Consider the following 19,376-nt stretch of genomic DNA (forward strand, 5'->3'; position numbering starts at 1 on the left):
GTCGTTTTCAGCCGCCGTGCGCGATCCGAACGGCCAGGCCCTTGCCGGCGCCATCGGTGCGGTTGGCGAACGCAATCTCCAGCCCATGCAGCCGCGCCACGCGCTGCGCGATCGAAATGCCGAGGCCGTGGCCCTGCTCGCGCTGCCCCGATCCGCCACGGAAGAAGCGATCGCCCAGCCGCGCCAGCACGTCAGGCGCGACGCCCGGGCCCTGGTCGAGCACCGTGACGCTGTCGGGCCGGAAATCGATGGTCACCAGCGCGCCCGGCGGGCTGTAGCGGATGGCGTTGTCGAGCAGGTTGCGCAGCAGCAGCGACAGCAGGTTGGCGTCACCCGCCACCGGCAATGGCGCCTGCCCTTCCGGGGGCCACTCCAGCTCGACGTCGACCTGCTTCCGCTGCGCCAGAGCCAGGCAGTCCGACAGCGCCTGCTGCGCCACCGGGATCCAGTTGACCGGCTGGCGTGACGGCAGGCCGGCAGCATCTTCCAGCCGGCTCAGCGTCAGCAGCTGCGACACCAGCCGGCTGATGCGGTCGATGCCGGTGGCCACGTTGGCGCGTGCCTGCGCGCGCTCGGCGTCATCGGCCGAACGCTCGGCGATTTCCCACTGCGCCTTCAGCGCGGCCAACGGCGTGCGCATCTCATGGGCAGCATCGGCGGTGAGGCGCCGTTCATGCTCGATCGAATCCGACACGCGCGCCAGCAGGCGGTTCATGGCGTGCACCAGCGGCACCAGTTCGCCCGGCACTGCCTGCAGGCTGAGCGGCCGGCGGTCTTGGGGGGCGCGGCCTTCAATATCGGTCGACAACGCGCGCACCGGCGCCATCGCGCGCCGCATGAACCAGATCAACAGGCCGATCAGCACCGGCAGGCCTGCGGCCCACGGCAGCACCTGCGCGGCGATATAGGACAGGATCAGCTCATTGCGCTCGGCCAGTTGCTGGCCCACGCAGACGCGCCAGCCCGTGTCGGGATCATCGAGGTAGTAAAGCCGCCAGGACTGCTTGTCGATGGTGACGTCGGTAAAGCCCTTCACTCCTGGCGCACGCGGCAGCAGGTCGCCCTCGGGATCGATATGCAAGGGCTTGCCGTCCGGCAGCCAGGCGGCGATGGCGAGATCGCCCAGGCCCGCATCGCCCTGGTCGCCCTCGACCAGCTCTGGCAGCCGGGTGCGCGACGGCGCCGCGGCGACATCCACCAGCGGCACCACCGAATGCATCTGCAGCGCCATGCGCACCATGTCGGTGTCATAGAGTTCATTGATCTCGTGCCGGGCGCGCACGTAGGTCATGCCGATGGTCAGCAGCCACACCACCGGCGCGGCGATCAGCACCGCAAGGATGAGCCGGCGCTGCAACGTCATGTGCAATCCTCGGCCGCGCCCAGCGTGTAGCCGGCGCCGCGGAAGGTGCGCACGATCTTCGGATGGATCTTGCGGCGCAGGTGGTGGATATGGACTTCCAGCGCGTTGCTTTCAACGCCGCCCTGCCAGTCATAGAGCTTGTCGCGCAGGAAGTCGCGCGTCAGCAGCCGGTTGGGGTGCGCCAGCAGCAGCTCCAGCAGCATGGCTTCGCGGCTGGTCAGCTCCAGGGGCTTGCCCTGCCAGTACGCCTGGCGCGCGGCCGGATGGAATTCCAGCGCGCCGTGCTTCCACACTGGAGACGACAGGCCCGCGGCGCGGCGGGTCACGGCACGCAGCCGGGCCGCCAGCTCATCGAGCGCGATCGGCTTGACCAGGTAGTCGTCGGCACCGGCGTCAAGGCCGCCGATGCGGCTGTCGATCGCATCGCGCGCGGTCAGCACGATCACCGGGATGCGGCTGCCGCGCGCACGCCAGCGCGCGAGCAGCGACATGCCGTCTTCCCCTGGCAGGCCCAGGTCCAGCACCACGGCATCGTAGTGGACCACGCCGAGCGCATGGTCGGCTTCGGTGCCGGTGCTGAACCAGTCGACCGCATAGTCGAGCAGCTGCAGGCCGCGCCGCAGCCCGTCACCCAGCATCGGGTCGTCTTCAACAATAAGGATTCTCATTTTCTCGGGTGACCCGGACGTATCACGGTATTGTGTGCGCCCCGCCTTAATGTGCCATTAAGGTTCGCGAACTATCCTGCGCTCACTTTGCTGGCGCCCCGCTGTTCAACGCGGCGCGGGCCGTCAGCGTGGACATGGCCTTGCCGCCGAGCGCCTGCACGCCGCCACGCGCGCCACCACCCACCCTTCCCTTTCACGCCGAGCCGTTTGCGCATCATGCACCGTTCCGACCGCCTCGCCGCCGAGCCTGGGCTCATCAGCGCCCGGCCCGCCGCGCCGTGGCATGCCACGCGGCTGGCGGGCGTGCCCGCGGTGACGCTCGGGCTGGTGGTGCTGGCGTTCGCGCTGCTTTGGTTCGGCACGCTGGGCGTGCGCCACCTGCTCGGGCCCGACGAGGGCCGCTATGCCGAGATCGCCCGCGAGATGCTGAGCACGGGCGACTGGGTCACGATCCGCTACAACGGGCTGAAGTACTTCGAGAAGCCGCCGTTCCATATGTGGGCCACGGCGGTGTCGTACGCGCTGTTCGGCATCGGCGACTGGCAGGCGCGGCTGTGCGTGGCGCTGGCCGGCATCGCCGGGCTGGGAATATCGATGCTGGCCGCCGCGCGCTGGTTCGGCGCGCGTGCGGGCTTGCTGGCCGGACTAGTGCTGGCAAGCGCGCCCATGTGGAACCTCGCCGCGCACTTCAATACGCTGGACATGACGCTGTCCGGCAGCATGGCCTGCGTGCTCGCGTGCATGCTGCTGGCCCAGCATCCGCACGCCACGGCGCCGGCACGCCGCGGCTGGATGCTGGCGTGCTGGGCGGCCATGGGCGTGGCGGTGCTGACCAAGGGGCTGGTCGGGCTGGCGCTGCCGGGACTGGTGCTGGTGGTGTACACCTGCGTGACGCGCGACCTCGCACGGTGGCGCCGCCTGCATGCACCGGCCGGCATCGCCCTGATGCTGCTGGTGGCGATGCCTTGGTACTGGCTGGTGGCGCGGCGCAATCCGGAATTCCTGCGCTTTTTCTTTATCCACGAGCACTGGCAGCGATACACCTCGACCGTGCATGCGCGCAAGGGCGGGCTGTGGTACTTCGTGCCGCTGCTGGTGGGCGGCTTCCTGCCGTGGCTCGGGCTGGTTCCCGGCATGGTCCGCGCGGTCGGGCAGCGTACCGGCGTGGTTGCCGCGGGTGGGTCCAGGCCGTTCCAGCCTGCGCTGATGGCAGGGCTGTGGGCGGTGTCGATCTTCGTGTTCTTCAGCCTGTCGGGCTCGAAGCTGCCCGGCTACATCCTGCCGCTGTTTCCCGCACTGGCGATCCTGGCGGGCGCAGCGCTGGCGCGGACCGGTGACCAACCCTGGCGCAGGCAGCTGTGCGCCATGCTGGCGGTGGGCGCGATCGGCCTGCTGGCAAGCCCGGTCGTGGCCACGCTGGATTCCAACAACACCCCCAACGCGCTGTACCGCGCGTATGCCGCATGGGTGGCGCTGGCATTCGCGCTGGTGATTATCAGCGCCGCCATCGGGCTGTGGCTGCTGCGGCGGCATGGCCGCCTGGCCAGCATCACGGCCTATGCATTCGGCATGCTGCTGGCGTTCTCCACCGCATTGCTGGGCCATGAAGCGATCGGCCGCTCCGCCTCGGGCATCGACATGGTGGCGCCGATCGAACGCGTGCTGCGCCCCGGCATGCCGCTCTACGGCGTCGGCATGCTCGACCATACCCTGCCCTTCTACCTGCGCCATCCGCTCACCATGGTGGCGCAGGCCGACGAGCTCGCGTTCGGCGCCGGACAGGAGCCGCAGAAGTGGCTGCCGACCCTCGATGCCTTCGTCGATGCCTGGCAGCATGGCCCGCGTGCCATCGCGCTGCTCTCGCCGCAGGCCTTCTCTGAACTGAGCGCGCGCGTGCCGATGCATGTCGTCGCGCGCGACTGGCGGCGCGTGGCCGTCGCCAACTTCCCCCTCGCCGGCGCGCGCTAGCCGCGCCGGCGCCTCCCGATTTCCCCTGCCATTCGTCAAATCCAATGCAAGGCAAGAAAGTACTGATCCTCGGCGTCAACGGCTTTATCGGCCATCACCTGACGCGCCGCATCCTGGAAACCACGCCGTGGGAGGTCTACGGCATGGACATGTCGTCGGACCGTCTCGGCGACCTCGTCGACCACCCGCGCATGCACTTCTTCGAGGGTGACATCACCATCAACAAGGAGTGGATCGAGTACAACATCCGCAAGTGCGACGTGGTGCTGCCGCTGGTGGCCATCGCCACCCCGGCCACCTACGTGCGCCAGCCGCTGCGCGTGTTCGAGCTGGACTTCGAGGCCAACCTGCCGATCGTGCGCGCCGCGGTCAAGTACGGCAAGCACCTGGTGTTCCCGTCGACCTCCGAGGTCTACGGCATGTGCAGCGATGAAGAGTTCGACCCCGAGGCCTCGCCGCTGGTCTACGGCCCGATCAACAAGCCGCGCTGGATCTATGCCTGCTCCAAGCAGCTGATGGACCGCGTGATCCACGCCTACGGCATGGAGCAAGGCCTGAACTACACCCTGTTCCGTCCATTCAACTGGATCGGCGCGGGGCTGGATTCGATCTTCGAATCGAAGGAAGGCTCGTCGCGCGTGGTGACGCAGTTCCTCGGCCATATCGTGCGCGGCGAGCCGATCAAGCTGGTCGACGGCGGCGCCCAGCAGCGCGCCTTTGCCGATATCGCCGACGGCATCGACGCGCTGATGCGCATCATCGAGAATCCAAACGGCGTGGCCAGCGGCAAGATCTACAACATCGGCAACCCGGGCAATATCCACTCGGTGCGCGAACTGGCCGAAATGATGCTGAAGATGGCGGCGGACTATCCGGAATACGCGGAGGAAGCGCGCAAGACGCAGATCATCGAGACCTCCTCGGGCGACTTCTACGGCAAGGGCTACCAGGACGTGCAGCATCGCGTGCCCAGGATCGACAACACCATCGAAGAGCTGGGCTGGAAGCCCGGGATCAGCATGGAAGCGGCGCTGCGCCGCATCTTCGAGGCGTACCGCGGCAAGGTGGTCGAGGCCCGCACGCTGGTCGATTCGGCCAACTGAGCGCGCAACGCAAATGGCACGCATTGCCCTGAAGGTCGACGTCGACACGCTGCGCGGCACGCGCGAAGGCGTGCCGAAGCTGCTGTCGATGCTGGCGGCTGCGCAAGCGCAGGCAACCTTCCTGTTCAGCCTCGGCCCCGACCATACCGGCTGGGCGCTGCGGCGCGTATTCCGGCCCGGCTTCCTGAAGAAGGTGTCGCGCACCTCGGTGGTGTCCAACTATGGCCTGCGCACGCTGATGTATGGCGTGCTGCTGCCGGGGCCGGACATCGGCCGCAAGGGCGCCGCCGAGATGCGCGCGGCGCGCGCTGCCGGCCATGAGTGTGGCATCCACACCTGGGACCACGTCTACTGGCAGGACAACGTGCGCGAGCGCGATGCTGCCTGGACGCGCCGGCAGATGCAGCAGGCGTTCGCGCGCTACACCGAGATCTTCGGCGAAGCGCCGGCCACGCACGGCGCAGCCGGCTGGCAGATGAACGAGGATGCGTTCCGCCAGATCGATGACTGGGGCTTGGCGTACGCGTCGGATGGACGCGGCACCGCGCCATATGTTCCGACGATCGACGGCGTGCCCTGCCGGCACGTGCAGATGCCGACCACGCTGCCCACGCTGGATGAACTGATCGGCACCGACGACCTGACCGAAGACAACGTCCACACCGCGCTGCTGAAGCTGACCGAAGGCACGCGCGACCATGTCTTCACGCTGCATACCGAGCTGGAAGGCGGCAAGCTGGCGCCGGTGTTCGAGCGGCTGCTGGCCGGATGGCGTGCGCAGGGGCACGAGCTGGTGTCGATGGCGACGTGGTATCGCGGGCTGAATCGGCAGGGATTGCCGGAGTTGCCGGTAACGTGGGGAGAGATCCCGGGGCGCAGCGGGGAGTTGATCGTGCAGCCGCAGGGCTGACCGCGTGACTTCTCGTTTGCCGGCAAGCGCTAGCCGCGCCGCTCCGCCCCCACGCGCAGCCCGTTGAACACCACCAGCAGGCTCGCGCCCATATCGGCGAACACCGCCATCCACATCGTCCCCATCCCCAGCACCGTCAGCACCAGGAACACGGCCTTGATGCCGAGCGCCAGCGCGATGTTCTGCGTGAGGATGCCTGAGGTGCGGCGCGACAGGCGCACAAAGGCCGGGATCTTGCGCAGGTCATCGTCCATCAGCGCCACGTCGGCGGTCTCGATTGCGGTGTCGGTGCCGGCTGCGCCCATGGCGAAGCCGATATCGGCACGCGCCAGCGCCGGCGCGTCGTTGATGCCGTCGCCCACCATGCCGATGCGGCCGCCGCGCGCGTGGGCGGCGCCGGCAAGCGCCGCGATGCCGTCGGCCTTGTCCTGCGGCAACTGGTTGCCGCGCGCCTCATCGATGCCGACCTGCGCCGCAATGGCTTGCGCCGTGTGTGGATTGTCGCCCGACAGCATCAGCGTCCTGACGCCCAGTTCATGCAGTTCGGCAATCGCCTGCCGGCTGGTGTCGCGCACGGTATCCGCCACCGCGAACAGCGCCAGCGCCGTGGCGGCGCCGTGGCCGTCGACGCGCGCCAGCAGCACCACGGTCTTGCCCTCGCGCTCAAGCGCTTCGAGCCGCGCCTCCAGCGCCGGCGAGCAGGCGCCCATCTCATGCACCAGGCGATGGTTGCCCAGGCAGTACGCCACGCCCTGCACCTTGCCGCGCGTGCCGCGCCCCGCCAGCGCCTCGAAGTCGTCCACCGGCAGCGTGCCGATCCCGTCGGCCGCGGCCGCCGTGGCCACCGCGCGCGAAACCGGGTGGTCCGAGCGCGCCGCCAGGCTGGCGGCAATGGCGCGCGCCTGCGGCGCGTCCTCGGCCAGCAGCGCATGGTTGGTCTGCGCGGGCTTGCCGTGCGTGATCGTGCCGGTCTTGTCCAGCGCCACCCAGGCCAGGTGCCGGCCCTGCTCCAGGTACACCCCGCCCTTGACCAGGATGCCGCGGCGCGCGGCCGCGGCCAGCCCGCTGACGATGGTCACCGGCGTGGAGATTACCAGCGCGCAGGGGCAGGCGATCACCAGCAGCACCAGCGCCTTGTAGATCCAGTCGACCCAGGCGCCGCCCATGACCAGCGGCGGCACCACCGCAACCGCCAGCGCAAGCGCGAACACCGTGGGCGTGTAGATGCGCGCGAACTGGTCGACAAAGCGCTGCGTGGGCGCACGGCTGCCCTGCGCAGCCTCGACCGCGTGGATGATGCGGGCCAGCGTGGAATCGCTGGCGGGCGCCGTCACGGTGTACTCCAGCTCGCCGGACTGGTTGATCGAGCCGGCGAACAGCGCATCGCCCTCGGCCTTGTCGACCGGCACGCTTTCGCCGGTGATGGGCGCCTGGTCCAGCGCCGACTGGCCGCGCACGACCTTGCCGTCGAGCGCGACGCGCTCGCCCGGCCGCAGCCGCACCAGCGCGCCCACGGCGACGCCGGCGGCAGGCACGGTCTCCCAGCTGCCATCGGCGCGCTGCACCGTGGCCTGTTCCGGCGCCATCGCCATCAAGCCGCGGATCGCATTGCGCGCCCGGTCCAGCGAGGCTGCCTCGATGCGCTCGGCCAGTGCGAACAGCACCATCACCATGGCCGCTTCCGGCCACTGGCGCAACAGCAGTGCGCCGGTGACGGCAATGCTCATCAGCGCATTGATGTTCAGGTTGCCATTGCGCAGCGCGATCCAGCCCTTGCGGTAGGTGGTCAGCCCGCCCAGCGCCACCGCCGCCAGCGCCAGCACGGCGGGCAGCCACGGCAAGCCCAGGCCCAGCCACTCCGTCGCTTCGGCACCCAAGGCGGCCACGCCGGCCAGCGCCAGCGGCCACCAGGGCTTGCTTGCCGTGGTTTGCGGCAAGACTTGCTGCGCGGCCTCGGTGCTCAGCGGCACCGGCTGCATGCCCAGGCTCTCGATCGCCCTGGCCACCGGCTCCGCCGACGGCAAGGTGTGATGCACCGTCAGCACCCGCTGGATCAGGTTGAACTCCAGCGCCGCCACGCCGGCCATGCCGCCCAGCTTGTTGCGGATCAGCGTTTCCTCGGTCGGGCAGTCCATCGCGTCGATGCGCCACGCAGCGGTCTGCGCGCCGGCGGGGATGTCGACCGGTGCGGCGGGCGTCAGCGCAACCGTGGACGAGCAGCCGCCGCCGCAGCAGGCGGAAGCCGCCGGTGCCTGCCGGGCCTCGGCATGGCCATGATGGTCATGATCGTGGTCGTGGTGATGGTCGTGATCATGCCCGCCATGCCGGTGGGCGGCGCCATCATGCGCGTGGGCAGCGTGATCTTGAGGGAGTGCGTCCTCAGGTGACGTGCGAGCCATATCTTGTTGTTCCCGCTGGTTTAACCTGATGACATTGAAGACCCTGTAGCGACTACAGAGTCAAGCGGCATGGCAGCGACTGCGCACCATGCCGCAGCGGCACGTCAGTGCTCGCAGTTGACCATCCAGGACATGCCGAAGCGGTCCACCAGCATGCCGAAGCCTTCGGCCCAGAAGGTCTTCTGGTACGGCACCACCACCTGGCCGTCTTCGCTCAGGCCGTCGAAGATGCGCTGGCCCTCGTCCTTGCTGACCGCCCCCACCGACAGGCTGAAGCCGCTGAACGCCGGGCGCTCCCCGCGCCGGCCGTCGGACGCCATCACCTGGTTCTCGCCGAACTGGATATTGGCGTGCATCACCTTGTCCTTCCAGTCATCGGGAACCTCCATGCCGGGGCTAGGCGGGGCATCCTTGTAGCGCATCGCGAACGTGACCTGCGCGCCCAGCACCTTGCCGTAGAAGGCCACGGCCTCATCGAAACGGCCGCCAAAATCCAGATAGGGTTGCACCTGCATATCGCTCTCCTTGTGAATGGTCGATCGGGCTGCATGGCATTGGCTGTTCGCCCGCGCGCCATTATGCGCGCGTGCCGGTCCGGTGCAAGCGCCCAGCCGGATTCAGGAGACCGCGGCGGGGGCCGGCGCGGGCGGAGCGGCAGTGGCCAATGCCTCGGCGGGAAATTGCAGCGAGAAAATCGTTTCGCCTTCAACGCTGCGCACCGTCACGCTGCCGCCATGCAGCCGCATGATGGTGTCGACGATGGCCAGCCCCAGCCCGGTCGACGCCGCCGAGTTGCGGCGCGACGGATCGGCCCGGTAGAAGCGCCCGAAGATATGCGGCAAGGTCTCGGGCGGGATCGCCGGCCCGGCATTGGTCACGCGGATGCAGGCCGTGCCGCTGACCGGGGCCGGGGCGCGCTCCACGTCGAGCCGCACCGTGCTGCCCGCCGGCGCATGGCGCAGCGCATTGTCGAGCAGGTTGGTGACCGCGCGGCGCAGCAGCGTCTGGTCGGCCTGCACCATTGCCGTACCGGTCACCGTCAGCGCGACCTCGCGGTCGGCGGCCACGGCCTCGAAGTACTCGGCCATCTTGTCCAGTTCTTCGCGCGCGTCCAGCGTGCGGATGCCCAGCGCCACCTGCGCATGGTCGGCGCGCGCCAGGAACAGCATGTTCTCGATCATGCGCGCCAGGCGCTCGTACTCTTCCAGGTTGGATTCGAGCAGCGCCTCATACTCGGCCACGCCGCGGCTCTGCGCCAGCGTGACCTGGGTCTGGCCGATCAGGTTGCTGATCGGCGTGCGGAAATCATGCGCCAGGTCCGCCGAGAACTCGGACAGCCGCGAGAAACTGTCCTGCAGCCGCGCCAGCATGTCGTTGAGGGCCGCCGCCAGCTCGCGCAGCTCGGCCGGCGCGCTGCCCACGTCAAGCCGCGTGGCAAGGCGACTGGTGGTGACCGCGGCGGCATCGGCGGCCATGCGCCGCAGCGGCCGCAGCCCGCGCCGCGCCAGCACGAAGCCCAGGCCCGCCGCCACGGCAGCGCCGCACAGCGTGGCCCACAGCACCTGGTGGCGGTAGTCGCGGATCAGCGCCACGCGGTAGCCGGCATCGCGCAGCACCACGATCTCCACGGCCTTGTCCGAATCCCCCAGCTGGCCCAACGCCGCAATGCCGCGCGAGGGCACGCCATTCTTGGGGTACCAGGTCTGCAACATGCTCTTCTCTGGCTGCGTGGTGGCGGGCAGCACGCGCAGCGGCGGCACCGATTCATTGCGCGGATTGAGCGTGACCAGCGGCTCGCCCTGGCGTGAGCGCACCACCAGGATCAGCCCCTCGTGGCCCATCGCAATATCGGCAAAACGGTGGGTATCGGCGCGTATCTCGGCCTCGCTGCGCACCTCGCGCAGCAGGTGGCGCACCAGCAGCACCTCGCCGACCAGCTCGCTTTCATCGCGCCCCTCCAGCTGCGCCGACAGCGCCCCGGACAGGTAGGCCGCCACGCTGGCGAGAATCACCGCCGTGGCCAGCCCGTACGCCAGCGCCAGCCGCGTGGTAAGCGAAGACGGCAGCCGCATCATGCGTCCTGGTCCCGGTCCTCGCTGTCGTCCAGCACGTAGCCCATGCCGCGCCGCGTGTGGATCAGCTTATGCGGGAAGGGATCGTCGACCTTGGCGCGCAGGCGCCGGATCGAGACATCGACCACATTGGTATTGCTGTCGAAGTTGACGTCCCACACCTGCGAGGCGATCAGCGAGCGCGACAGCACCTCGCCGCGCCGGCGCGCGAGCAGGTACAGCAGTGCGAACTCCTTGGAGGTCAGGTCGATCTTCTGGCCGGCGCGCACCACGCGGCGGCGGATGGCGTCGATCTGCAGGTCGGCCACTTCGATGAACTCGCTCTCGCGCAGCGGGCCGCGCCGCAGGATGGTGCGGATGCGCAGCACCAGCTCGGCAAAGGCAAAGGGCTTGACCATATAGTCGTCGGCGCCGAGCTCCAGCCCCTTGAGGCGGTCGGACAGCTCGTCGCGCGCGGTCAGGAACAGCACCGGGGTATCGCGCTCGCGGCGCAGCTCGCGCAGCACCTGCCAGCCATCCAGGCCGGGCAGCATCACGTCCAGCACGATCAGGTCATAGGGATGCTCGCGCGCATGGGCCAGGCCGTCCGCGCCGTCGCGCGCCAGGTCCACCACGAAGCCGGATTCGGTCAGGCCCTTGTGCAGGTAGTCGCCCGCCTTGGGTTCGTCCTCGACAATCAGGATACGCATGATTCGATCACTTTCCGGGCGGCACCAGCGCCGCCATGGCGTAACGCTAGCCGAGGATGAGCGCCAATGGGCAAAGATTTCACAAATGTCATCGCCATGCCAGGGCAATGCAGGCGAAAACCCCGGTAAAATGCGCGATCATCACCGGCGTCGTGCCGGTTTGCGCCACCCTTTCCCCCATTCTGCCCGCCCCCCGCCGATGAAACGCCTGCCGAATTGCCTGCTGCTGTCCCTCGCCATGCTTGCGCTGCCCGTCTCCGGCGCTGCGGCGGCAACGGCCACGGTATGCAGCGCGGTACAGGCAGCCGGGCTGTCGCTGCCGGAACGGCATGCGGCCGCAAAAATGGAGGCGGAAGCGGCACTGGACGGCACCGGCCCGGGCACCTGCCGCGGCAGCGCGGTCCAGGTGATGGCCGAGCCTTCCGGCAGCGGCCATCCGCTGCAGCTGCACGATGCCGATGCGCCGCAGGCGACCGACCACGGCGCCACGCCGCTGGAGACGCAGCCATCGGCCGCGTCCGGCGTGCTGCGCGAACTGCCTGCGGAGGTGCTGGTGCATTGGGCGCACGCGGCGCCAATGGCCACGCCGGCGGTGTTCACCGGCACCCAGCCGCTGGAACGCCTGCTGCCCGCACGCTGCTGAGCGCGTCGTAGCGGGCACAGCGCCCACATCGCTTCCCTTCCGTTTTGCGGAATACCCCTGGCGCCGGCAAGGCGCGGCGGATTGTCCCGCCTGCGCGTCTTAGCCTGCGCGTTTTATTCGACGCGGAAGAATTCGATCGACTGCCCGGCGTTCACGGCCCGCTGCAGCCAGTCCGGATACTCGCCCTGCCCGTCCCAGCTCTGGCCGAGCGCATTGCGGTATAGCGGGCGCGCAGCGGCAGCCTTGGGGGCGGCCTGCGGGATAAGCTGGGCCACGGCTGGCGCGGCGTCAGGCGCCGGCTCAGGCCCGGCGTCGATGGCAACATGATCAAAGCACCCGGCGGCGACAAGATCGTCGAACGTCAGGGCATGACGGTCCATTTGCTCGCGGATCCACGCCACCGCAGCGAGTTTGGCTGAATCAGACTCGGACATGACTCTCGTGAGAGGCCCGCTGCATTTCCGCGGGCAATGAAAAACCGGCGATGGAACCGCAGGCCGGTCGGATAGCCGTGATTCTACAGCCTTTGCCCGGCGCTGCTGCGTTTCCGTCGTGGGCGCGCGGCCAATTGCCGTGCGCTTGCCGCGCTCGTCCGCTGCCGAGTGACAGCAATGTCATGTGCCGGTCATGCTCGTGTGGGCACGCGCTGCCTAGACTTGCTTCACCGCCGCCCATTTCGGGCCGGCACCCTTACGGAGAAGCGACTCATGCAAGCACTCAGGCAAGTCTTTGTGGCCACCGCCCTTATTGCTGCCGTGGTCGGCACTGCGCAGGCTGCACCGCGCAGTGCCGATCCGTTCAGCGACGGGGCGCACAGCGCCACCGGCACCCGCAGCGCGTTCACGGACGGTGCGAACGCCGCAACGGGCCCGCGCAGCACCTTTACCGACGGCGCGCATAACCCCAACGGCCCGCGCGACAGCTTCAGCGACGGCGCGTGACGGTAGCCGGCCGGGCAGCGCCTCAGCGCACCTCGCCGTAGATGCGGCGCGCATCGGCGGCGTCGGCAATCGGCCGGCCCAGCGTCAGGCCGCCTTGCACCGCCTGCGCCACCAGCGCATGGTTGCCGGGTGCGCGGCTGCCGTCGCGCAGCAGCAGGTTGTTCTCGAATCCCACCCGCACATGGCCGCCAAATGCGGCGGCCGCGGTCACGCAGGCATTCTCTTCGCGGCCGAAGGCGCAGATCGCCCACGGCAACGCGTCGCCGGACTCGCCCGCGGCCTGCAGGAACGGCAGCAGGTCGTGCGGCGACGACACCTGCCCGGCGGCATAGCGCCCCAGCACGTACAGCACCGACCATGCGCCCGGCGGCACCATGCCGCGCTCGCGCATCGACTGCCAGCGCCGCACATCAGCCACGTCATACAGGATCACCTGCGTCATCACGCGCTCACGCGCCAGCCAGGCGAGGAACGCCGCCAGTTCGCTGTCCGGGATGTCCGGCACGGCGACTTCGCGCAGGCCCACCGAAACGGCTTCGGGCCGCAGCTCACGCACCATCGCCATCTGCTCCGCGGCCTGGTAGACGCCCGCGGCCTCGCTCGTCACCTGCACCAGCAACGCTTCGCCCACGGCCTGCTTCACCGCGGCCAGCGCGTCGCGGTAGGCCTGCACGTCGAGCGAGTGGCGGCCTTCGGCATCGCGCACATGCATGTGCATCATGGCCGCGCCGGCATCCAGGCAGGCGCGCGCTTCAGCGGCCAGTGCGGCGGCGGTCAGCGGCACCGCCGGATGGTCGCTGGCGCGCTTGTAGGCGCCGTTGGGCGCCACGGTGACGATCAGCGGCGCATCGGCCAGCGGCACGCGGGCCGCCGCTACGGGGGCTTGGGAAGGGGTCCGGGTCATGGCTCGATCTCGGGCAGTTCAGGCGCGATCAGCGCCAGGCCGGCGCGCAGCAGGCTGTCATAGCGTGCGCGCTCGGCGGCAATGGTTTCGGGGGTCCACTGGTAGAAGCCTTCGCCGCGCTTCATGCCGTGGCGGCCGTCGGCGGCGCGCTCGGACAGGCAGCGCGCCGGATGGTCGTCGTTGCAGAAGGTCGGGTACATGGTGGCGCCGGCGGCCGCGTGCACGTCGATGCCCGCGTGGTCACGCTGCAGCACCGGCCCGGCCGCCAGGAAGCGAAAGCCAAAGCCGAAGCGCACCGCCGCATCGACATCCTCGGGCGAGGCAATGCCGCGGTCGATCAGGCTGAATGCCTCGCGCGACAGCGCATGCTGCAGCCGGTTGGCAAGAAAGCCCGGCAGGTCCTTGCGCACCTTGACCGGCACCATCGCGCAGCGGCGCATGAAGGCGATCAGCGCGTCGGCACAGGCCTCGTCGCTGTCATCGCCCATCACCACTTCCACCAGCGGCACCAGGTGCGCCGGCATGAAGAAGTGCAGGCCGAGCATGCGCGCACGCGAGTCGAGTCCCGCGCCGATGGCGCTGATCGGGAAGCTGGAGCTGTTGCTGGCCAGCACCGTATCGGGCCGCGCGCGCCGCACCAGCTCGGCAAAGAGTGCCTGCTTCAGGTCCAGCTGTTCCGGGATGCACTCGATCACCAGGTCCACGGTGGACCAGTCCACCGCATCCAGCGTCGCGGCCACCGCCAGGCGCTCCGCGCCTTGTTCACGGCCGATCGCGGCCAGGTTGCCGCGCACGCGCCCGGGCATGGCGCCGGCGCGGCCGGCATCGGGCTCGACCACGGTGGTACGGCACAGCGCGCGGGTCAGCACCACGGCAACATCGGCGCCCATGGTGCCGCCGCCCACCACCACCGCATGCGCGGCGCCGGGGCGGCTCAGGATGACCGGTGCGGTCGGGTTCGGCATAGGTTCTCCCAGGGATGCGACGTGGCGCGCACTCGCCATCGCTACAAATCCTGATGGCGGGGCAACGAATCCCGGCAGTGTAGAGAACTTGCTTTGATTGAAGAAGTCGATTCTATGGATAGAATGATCCACAAATCAGATCGATCGTGTGATTCGGCCGGCGGACGCCGCCGGCCCGCTGCCGCAGATGAAAATCAACCTGTCGATGCGCGACATCGAAACCACGCTGGTGCTTGGCCGCACGCTCAACTTCCGCCAGGCCGCCAGCCAGCTGCACGTGTCGCAGTCCGCCCTGTCCACGCAGATCCTGCGCATCGAGGAATCCCTCGGCGTGCGCCTGTTCGACCGCACCACCCGCAACGTGCGCCTGACCGCGGCCGGCCAGGTCTTCATGCAGCAGGCCGCGCTGCTGCAGGCGGCGTTCCGCGGCGCCATCGACGCCGTGACCGGCATTGCCAGCGCCGAGCGCGGCCAGGTCGCGGTGGCGGCCCTGCCCTCGCTGGCGGCGCGCATGCTGCCGCGCGTGCTGATGGCCTACCACCAGGCGCGCCCGGAAGTGGCGCTGAAGGTATTCGATACCCTCTCCGGCCCGGCCTTCGACCTGGTGCGCGCCGGCGACGTGGATTTCGCGCTGACCGCGGCCGATCCGCAACAGGCTGACCTGCAGTATGAGCCGCTGCTGTCGGACCGCTTCGTGCTGCTGATCCCGTCGGCGCACCCGCTCGCGCGCAGCCCCGGGCCGCTGCGCTGGGCCGATACCGCCAGCGCGCCGCATGTGTCGATGACGCACCCGAGCAGCGTGCGCCAGTACGCGGAATGGGCCTTCCTGCAGAACCGCATCCGCTTCCAGCCGGTATTCGAGGCCGAGCGCCTGGCCACCATCGCGGCCATGGTCGAATGCGGCTTCGGCGTGGCCGCGCTGCCAGAGATCGCGGCCGGCACGGTGCGCCAGCCCGGCATTGTCGAGCGCCTGCTGACGGCGCCGGTGACCGAGCGCTCGATCGGGCTGGTGACCTCGCGCAACCGCAGCCTGTCGCCGGCGGCTGCCGAACTGGCGGCGGCGGTGCGCGCGCAGCTGGCGAGTCCGCCCGTCCAGGATACGGTGGACACGACGGCCCGGTGAACTAGTAGATGCTGGCTGGCCATGGCGCGCAGGCGACGCCGGCCTGGTTCCAAGCCAACCTGGTGCGCCCGCCGCTGCGCGGCGTCACGAAAAACAAGGGCGGGCCCGGCACGGCGCCAGGCCCGCAACCCTCAGGAGGGATCCTTGGTACGGGTACGCGAGACCGCCGCCATGATGCCGATGCCAAGCACGATCAGGCAGGCAATACCGATATACACGGGCGCGAGGCCAGCGGTTTCCATGCCCCAGGCAACGCCGGCAACCAGGACCAACAGGCCGATAATGTATAGCGCGAATGACATGAGTCGGCTCCTTGCGGTGGTGCAACCTGGCTTCAATGTAGGCAGGGCGCGAGGCGCAAGGGATAGGACAAGGGCGGAAGCTGGCGTAGGCGGGTTCTGACCTTGTGGTGTTGTGCGCGGCGGTCAGCTCCGGCGGCAAAGCCTCTCCAGGGCTCACCCCTCCACCTGCGCCGGCATCTCTGCCAGCCGCTGCACCGATGCCCGCAGACCCTCCAGTATCGTGTCCGCCACCTTCTGCGGAAAACCCGCGGGCAGTGCTGCGCCGACCTCGGCGATCACCGCCGGGGTCCGCGCGATGATGCGCCCGATCAGCGCCTCGGCATCGGCACCCAGGAAACAGCGCGGTGCCATCGCATTGAAATGGCGGCGCTGGATATCGCGCAGGCCGTAGTGCCGGCTGCGGCCGGCGACCGCCATGGCCAGCTTGGCCTTGTGCCAGGAGAACTGGTTGGCGCCCTGGCCCACCACCGGCCAGATCGACATCACGTCGTACAGCGGCGTCATGCGGTAGCGCCCGCCGGCCAGCAGGCGGATGCTGAAGTTCTTGGCGTGCCCGTCCGGTGCCGCCAGCAGCCAGAACAGCAACTGCGCGGCCAGCAGCGTCTGCAGATCATCGGCCTGGGCCACTGAGTTGCGCAGCACCGTGGCGATCTCGATCATGCCGGGCCCGCCATCGGCCTCGTATTTCTGCAGCGGGCTGTGGCCGAACACCTGGCAGAAATCTTCCTGCAGCAGCCGCAGCAGCCAATTGCCTGACGGATGAGGCTGGCGGTCGAAACGCGTGAGGCTCAGCACCTTGCGGCGGCCGAACGTCAGCATCTCGCAATCGGCCACCGGCAAGCCATAGGCGGCAAGGATCTTCAGGCACAGCCATTCGTTTTCCACCGACGTGCTCAGGTCGGCCCTGCGGTTTCCCACCAGGCCCAGTGGCAGCTTGAAAATATGTGTGGTCGGGGTGGCGCCATGCGGCCGCAGCCATTGGCCGTCATGGCGCAGCAGCGCAGTCTTCTCCTGCGCGCCGGCGATGGAGATGCGGAAGTCGTCGTCGTGCTCATGCCGCCCAAGCGCGGGGGTGGCGACGATATCCTCCAGCCAGCGCTCGATCTGCTCGTCCGATAGCGGTTCGCCTTCGATCCGGTCGATGCCCGCAGGCGCTTCGTCTTCGCCCAGGATCTGCACCGCGCCCACGCAATCGCGGCCGATGGCGGCGAGCAGCTCGAAGGCTTCCACCGAGCCGGTCTGGAAGCGCAGCGCCAACCGGCGCCGGATGGCCTCGCTGTCCGGCAACAGGTTGTCGAAGTAGTTGCGCACGGCATCCCCACGCACCACGCGCCGGTTGCCCAGGCCATACCCGAGCGACAGAGACAGGGGCCGCCCGGCTTCAGAGCGGATCCAGTCCTCGTCGTATTCCAGTTCCATCCCGGTACCGGACGGCTGGCGCCAGGTGCCCACGCGCTGCCCGTTGGCCCAGACCGACAGCGCCGGCGTACGTGACCTGCGTGCCGCCATGATTACCACGCCACGTCGGACACCTCGGCGGCCCCCGTGGCCCGGTCCTGAACCACCAATTCCAGCCCGAGCGCGCCGACCAGCGCCAGCAACTGGTCGACGCTGATGGTGTCGGGGTTCAGCTCCATGTGCGACATCCGGCTCTGGCTGACATTCAGCCGCGCGGCGGCCTCGGTCTGGTTCAGGCCGGCCGCCTTGCGCGCTGCCTGCAGGATCTGGCCAAGCTGCCAGGGAGTGGAGACGACTTGCTTCATCGTGCCGATGGAATACCAATATGATAGGTATTTCTATATTAGCAACAACATGGGTATTTTCAAATACCTATCTCATAGGTATTTTTTATTTAACGATGTCATGACTATATGTGCCCGAAGCCGCATTCTGTAACGCAGCATCGTGCCGGGCTCTGTATCTGTCCCCCGCCCCCGCGCCCCCGTATACTCTGGGGCCGGAGGCGGCCCAGCCGTCCCGCCGGCGGAGGACCCTGGCGTGGCATCACGCAAACGGGGCCGCGCCTCACCGATCCCAAACATACAAGCAACGGAGCAGCAGCATGCGTGTCGCATTTCTCGGACTGGGCGTCATGGGCTTCCACATGGCCGGCCACCTCGCCACCAAGGGGCACGAGGTCACCGTGTACAACCGCACCGCCGCCAAGGCGCAGGCCTGGGTCGGGAAGTTCGGCGGCAAAGCGGCTCCCACGCCGGCACAGGCCGTGCGCGATGCGCAGGTGGTCTGCTCCTGCGTGGGCAATGACGACGACCTGCGCGCGGTGCTGACCGGGCATGACGGCGCCTTCTTCAGCGCGCCCAGCGGCTGCATTTTCGTGGACCACACCACCGCCAGCGCCAACGTGGCGCGCGAACTCCACGCCGCCGCGCGCGAGCACGGCCTGCACTTTGTCGACGGCCCGGTCTCCGGCGGCGAAGTCGGCGCGGAGAAAGGCATCCTGACCATCATGTGCGGTGGCGATGCCGACGCCTATGCGCGCGCCGAACCGGTCATTGCCGCCTACGCACGCGCCGTCACGCGCATCGGCGAATCCGGCGCCGGGCAACTGGCCAAGATGGTCAACCAGATCAGCATCGCCGGGCTGATCCAGGGCCTGTCCGAGGCCATCGCCTTTGGCGAGCGCGCCGGGCTGGACATGCGCCTGGTGCTGGACGTCATCAGCAAGGGCGCGGCCGGCTCATGGCAGCTCGAGAACCGCGGCCCCACCATGATCGACAACAAGTTCGACTTCGGCTTCGCGGTGGACTGGATGCGCAAGGACCTGGGCCTGTGCCTGGACGAGGCGCGCCGCAACGGCGCCGGCCTGCCGGTGACGGCGCTGGTCGACCAGTTCTATGCCGACCTGCAGCAGATGGGCTGCGGCCGCGCCGACACTTCTTCGCTGATCAAGCGCCTGCGCCAGCACGCCGGCGACGCCTGACGCCACCGCTGCGCCACCTGCGTCGTCCGATTCCTACAGCGCAATCGGCGTGTCTCGGAGAGGCCCCTGCCCGGCATGGGCCTAAGCTGGACACATGGGGCCGGTTGCCTGCAACTGGCCCGCCAACGATGCAGGAGACCATCATGTGGAAACTCGCAGGTGCACTACTGGTAAGCGCAAGCATGGCGCTGGCCGGCTGTACGGCGGCGGGCGCGGTGGCCGGCGGCGTGGCCGGACACGAGCTGACTGACGGCAGCGCCGCCGGGACCATCGGCGGTGCCGTGGTGGGCGGCGTGATTGGTCACGAACTGGGCAAGTAAGCGAACCCTGGCCCCTGGGCCCAACAAGCAGAAAGGCCGCTTCGTGCGGCCTTTCTGCTTCTTTT

Annotated in this window: 20 protein-coding genes; 8 read left to right on the top strand and 12 right to left on the bottom strand. The window is 68.9% G+C overall.

Features of this window, described 5'->3' with window-relative positions:
• Nucleotides 1-7: 7 nt before the first annotated feature.
• Together C265_RS00775 and C265_RS00780 are read right to left on the bottom strand one after the other, a co-directional pair.
• Nucleotides 8-1,363 carry an ATP-binding protein gene (locus C265_RS00775; protein WP_010810142.1) on the bottom strand — a complete coding sequence of 452 codons (1,356 nt, stop codon included), beginning with the start codon at nt 1,361-1,363 and terminating at the stop codon, nt 8-10.
• Nucleotides 1,360-2,031 (bottom strand): response regulator, encoded by a 672-nt coding sequence (locus C265_RS00780; protein ID WP_037023317.1) that lies wholly within the window; start codon nt 2,029-2,031, stop codon nt 1,360-1,362. The genes C265_RS00775 and C265_RS00780 overlap by 4 nt, the downstream gene beginning before the upstream one ends.
• 216 nt (nt 2,032-2,247) lie before the next feature.
• Between C265_RS00780 and C265_RS00785 the strand changes: the two genes are divergently transcribed.
• From C265_RS00785 to C265_RS00795, 3 genes are read left to right on the top strand one after another with little or no spacing between them, the layout of a single operon-like run.
• The gene (locus tag C265_RS00785) at nt 2,248-3,999 is read left to right on the top strand and encodes a glycosyltransferase family 39 protein (RefSeq protein WP_037023392.1); all 1,752 of its coding nucleotides are present in this window, start codon (nt 2,248-2,250) and stop codon (nt 3,997-3,999) included.
• 44 nt (nt 4,000-4,043) lie between these two features.
• Nucleotides 4,044-5,102, top strand: a complete 1,059-nt coding sequence (locus tag C265_RS00790; RefSeq protein ID WP_010810145.1) for a bifunctional UDP-4-keto-pentose/UDP-xylose synthase — start codon at nt 4,044-4,046, stop codon at nt 5,100-5,102.
• A 13-nt stretch (nt 5,103-5,115) separates the two neighbouring features.
• Nucleotides 5,116-6,012, top strand: coding sequence for a polysaccharide deacetylase family protein (locus C265_RS00795; protein ID WP_010810146.1), 897 nt, complete (start codon nt 5,116-5,118; stop codon nt 6,010-6,012).
• 29 nt (nt 6,013-6,041) lie between these two features.
• On the opposite strand, the gene C265_RS00800 is transcribed toward C265_RS00795, so the two are convergent.
• The 4 genes from C265_RS00800 to C265_RS00815 form a co-directional block, all read right to left on the bottom strand.
• The gene (locus C265_RS00800) at nt 6,042-8,411 is read right to left on the bottom strand and encodes a heavy metal translocating P-type ATPase (protein WP_037023319.1); all 2,370 of its coding nucleotides are present in this window, start codon (nt 8,409-8,411) and stop codon (nt 6,042-6,044) included.
• Between the two features lie 104 nt (nt 8,412-8,515).
• Nucleotides 8,516-8,926, bottom strand: coding sequence for a VOC family protein (locus tag C265_RS00805; protein ID WP_010810148.1), 411 nt, complete (start codon nt 8,924-8,926; stop codon nt 8,516-8,518).
• Nucleotides 8,927-9,028: 102 nt separating this feature from the next.
• Entirely contained in the window at nt 9,029-10,486 is a 1,458-nt protein-coding gene (locus C265_RS00810) for a heavy metal sensor histidine kinase (RefSeq protein WP_037023320.1), read from the bottom strand.
• Nucleotides 10,483-11,172: a heavy metal response regulator transcription factor gene (locus tag C265_RS00815; RefSeq protein WP_010810150.1), complete on the bottom strand. Its 690-nt coding sequence runs from the start codon at nt 11,170-11,172 to the stop codon at nt 10,483-10,485. Before C265_RS00815 ends, C265_RS00810 begins: the two co-directional genes overlap by 4 nt.
• Before the next feature lie 199 nt (nt 11,173-11,371).
• Between C265_RS00815 and C265_RS00820 the strand changes: the two genes are divergently transcribed.
• Complete coding sequence (locus tag C265_RS00820; RefSeq protein ID WP_010810151.1) at nt 11,372-11,815, top strand: hypothetical protein; 444 nt, start codon at nt 11,372-11,374, stop codon at nt 11,813-11,815.
• A 113-nt stretch (nt 11,816-11,928) separates the two neighbouring features.
• Here C265_RS00820 and C265_RS00825 read toward each other — a convergent pair whose 3' ends face one another.
• The gene (locus C265_RS00825) at nt 11,929-12,249 is read right to left on the bottom strand and encodes an H-NS family nucleoid-associated regulatory protein (RefSeq protein WP_010810152.1); all 321 of its coding nucleotides are present in this window, start codon (nt 12,247-12,249) and stop codon (nt 11,929-11,931) included.
• A gap of 273 nt (nt 12,250-12,522) precedes the next feature.
• Here C265_RS00825 and C265_RS00830 point away from each other — a divergent pair, with 273 nt between their 5' ends.
• Entirely contained in the window at nt 12,523-12,756 is a 234-nt protein-coding gene (locus C265_RS00830) for a hypothetical protein (RefSeq protein ID WP_010810153.1), read from the top strand.
• Nucleotides 12,757-12,778: 22 nt separating this feature from the next.
• Here the strand turns inward: C265_RS00830 and C265_RS00835 are convergent, their stop codons facing one another.
• Both C265_RS00835 and C265_RS00840 read right to left on the bottom strand, forming a co-directional pair.
• Nucleotides 12,779-13,660: a 3-keto-5-aminohexanoate cleavage protein gene (locus tag C265_RS00835; RefSeq protein ID WP_037023323.1), complete on the bottom strand. Its 882-nt coding sequence runs from the start codon at nt 13,658-13,660 to the stop codon at nt 12,779-12,781.
• On the bottom strand, nt 13,657-14,625 hold the full coding sequence (locus C265_RS00840; protein WP_010810155.1) for a 3-hydroxyacyl-CoA dehydrogenase family protein: 969 nt from the start codon (nt 14,623-14,625) through the stop codon (nt 13,657-13,659). The genes C265_RS00835 and C265_RS00840 overlap by 4 nt, the downstream gene beginning before the upstream one ends.
• A 187-nt stretch (nt 14,626-14,812) precedes the next feature.
• On the opposite strand from C265_RS00840, the gene C265_RS00845 reads away from it, so the two are divergent.
• Nucleotides 14,813-15,748 (top strand): LysR family transcriptional regulator, encoded by a 936-nt coding sequence (locus tag C265_RS00845; protein ID WP_011617376.1) that lies wholly within the window; start codon nt 14,813-14,815, stop codon nt 15,746-15,748.
• 131 nt (nt 15,749-15,879) lie between these two features.
• Here the strand turns inward: C265_RS00845 and C265_RS32445 are convergent, their stop codons facing one another.
• The 3 genes from C265_RS32445 to C265_RS00860 form a co-directional block, all read right to left on the bottom strand.
• Nucleotides 15,880-16,050 carry a hypothetical protein gene (locus C265_RS32445; protein WP_010810157.1) on the bottom strand — a complete coding sequence of 57 codons (171 nt, stop codon included), beginning with the start codon at nt 16,048-16,050 and terminating at the stop codon, nt 15,880-15,882.
• 153 nt (nt 16,051-16,203) lie between these two features.
• Complete coding sequence (locus C265_RS00855) at nt 16,204-17,559, bottom strand: type II toxin-antitoxin system HipA family toxin (RefSeq protein ID WP_010810158.1); 1,356 nt, start codon at nt 17,557-17,559, stop codon at nt 16,204-16,206.
• A 2-nt stretch (nt 17,560-17,561) separates the two neighbouring features.
• Nucleotides 17,562-17,813 (bottom strand): helix-turn-helix transcriptional regulator, encoded by a 252-nt coding sequence (locus C265_RS00860; RefSeq protein ID WP_010810159.1) that lies wholly within the window; start codon nt 17,811-17,813, stop codon nt 17,562-17,564.
• A gap of 230 nt (nt 17,814-18,043) precedes the next feature.
• Here C265_RS00860 and C265_RS00865 point away from each other — a divergent pair, with 230 nt between their 5' ends.
• Both C265_RS00865 and C265_RS00870 read left to right on the top strand, forming a co-directional pair.
• A complete protein-coding gene (locus tag C265_RS00865) occupies nt 18,044-18,991 on the top strand; it encodes an NAD(P)-dependent oxidoreductase (RefSeq protein ID WP_256333578.1) in 948 nt (315 codons plus the stop codon).
• Nucleotides 18,992-19,134: 143 nt separating this feature from the next.
• Nucleotides 19,135-19,311: a glycine zipper 2TM domain-containing protein gene (locus tag C265_RS00870; RefSeq protein WP_010810161.1), complete on the top strand. Its 177-nt coding sequence runs from the start codon at nt 19,135-19,137 to the stop codon at nt 19,309-19,311.
• The last annotated feature ends 65 nt before the right edge of the window (nt 19,312-19,376 follow it).

Origin of the sequence: Cupriavidus sp. GA3-3 (genome assembly GCF_000389805.1) — a bacterium.
Classification (GTDB): domain Bacteria; phylum Pseudomonadota; class Gammaproteobacteria; order Burkholderiales; family Burkholderiaceae; genus Cupriavidus; species Cupriavidus necator_D.

Coding starts and splice junctions, on each gene's coding strand:
- C265_RS32445 (WP_010810157.1), bottom strand. CDS start 16,050: ATGTCATTCGCGCTATACATTATCGGCCTGTTGGTCCTGGTTGCCGGC.
- C265_RS00845 (WP_011617376.1), top strand. CDS start 14,813: ATGAAAATCAACCTGTCGATGCGCGACATCGAAACCACGCTGGTGCTT.
- C265_RS00815 (WP_010810150.1), bottom strand. CDS start 11,172: ATGCGTATCCTGATTGTCGAGGACGAACCCAAGGCGGGCGACTACCTG.
- C265_RS00825 (WP_010810152.1), bottom strand. CDS start 12,249: ATGTCCGAGTCTGATTCAGCCAAACTCGCTGCGGTGGCGTGGATCCGC.
- C265_RS00830 (WP_010810153.1), top strand. CDS start 12,523: ATGCAAGCACTCAGGCAAGTCTTTGTGGCCACCGCCCTTATTGCTGCC.
- C265_RS00805 (WP_010810148.1), bottom strand. CDS start 8,926: ATGCAGGTGCAACCCTATCTGGATTTTGGCGGCCGTTTCGATGAGGCC.
- C265_RS00840 (WP_010810155.1), bottom strand. CDS start 14,625: ATGCCGAACCCGACCGCACCGGTCATCCTGAGCCGCCCCGGCGCCGCG.
- C265_RS00870 (WP_010810161.1), top strand. CDS start 19,135: ATGTGGAAACTCGCAGGTGCACTACTGGTAAGCGCAAGCATGGCGCTG.
- C265_RS00835 (WP_037023323.1), bottom strand. CDS start 13,660: ATGACCCGGACCCCTTCCCAAGCCCCCGTAGCGGCGGCCCGCGTGCCG.
- C265_RS00775 (WP_010810142.1), bottom strand. CDS start 1,363: ATGACGTTGCAGCGCCGGCTCATCCTTGCGGTGCTGATCGCCGCGCCG.
- C265_RS00795 (WP_010810146.1), top strand. CDS start 5,116: ATGGCACGCATTGCCCTGAAGGTCGACGTCGACACGCTGCGCGGCACG.
- C265_RS00790 (WP_010810145.1), top strand. CDS start 4,044: ATGCAAGGCAAGAAAGTACTGATCCTCGGCGTCAACGGCTTTATCGGC.
- C265_RS00820 (WP_010810151.1), top strand. CDS start 11,372: ATGAAACGCCTGCCGAATTGCCTGCTGCTGTCCCTCGCCATGCTTGCG.
- C265_RS00800 (WP_037023319.1), bottom strand. CDS start 8,411: ATGGCTCGCACGTCACCTGAGGACGCACTCCCTCAAGATCACGCTGCC.
- C265_RS00810 (WP_037023320.1), bottom strand. CDS start 10,486: ATGATGCGGCTGCCGTCTTCGCTTACCACGCGGCTGGCGCTGGCGTAC.
- C265_RS00855 (WP_010810158.1), bottom strand. CDS start 17,559: ATGGCGGCACGCAGGTCACGTACGCCGGCGCTGTCGGTCTGGGCCAAC.
- C265_RS00860 (WP_010810159.1), bottom strand. CDS start 17,813: ATGAAGCAAGTCGTCTCCACTCCCTGGCAGCTTGGCCAGATCCTGCAG.
- C265_RS00780 (WP_037023317.1), bottom strand. CDS start 2,031: ATGAGAATCCTTATTGTTGAAGACGACCCGATGCTGGGTGACGGGCTG.
- C265_RS00785 (WP_037023392.1), top strand. CDS start 2,248: ATGCACCGTTCCGACCGCCTCGCCGCCGAGCCTGGGCTCATCAGCGCC.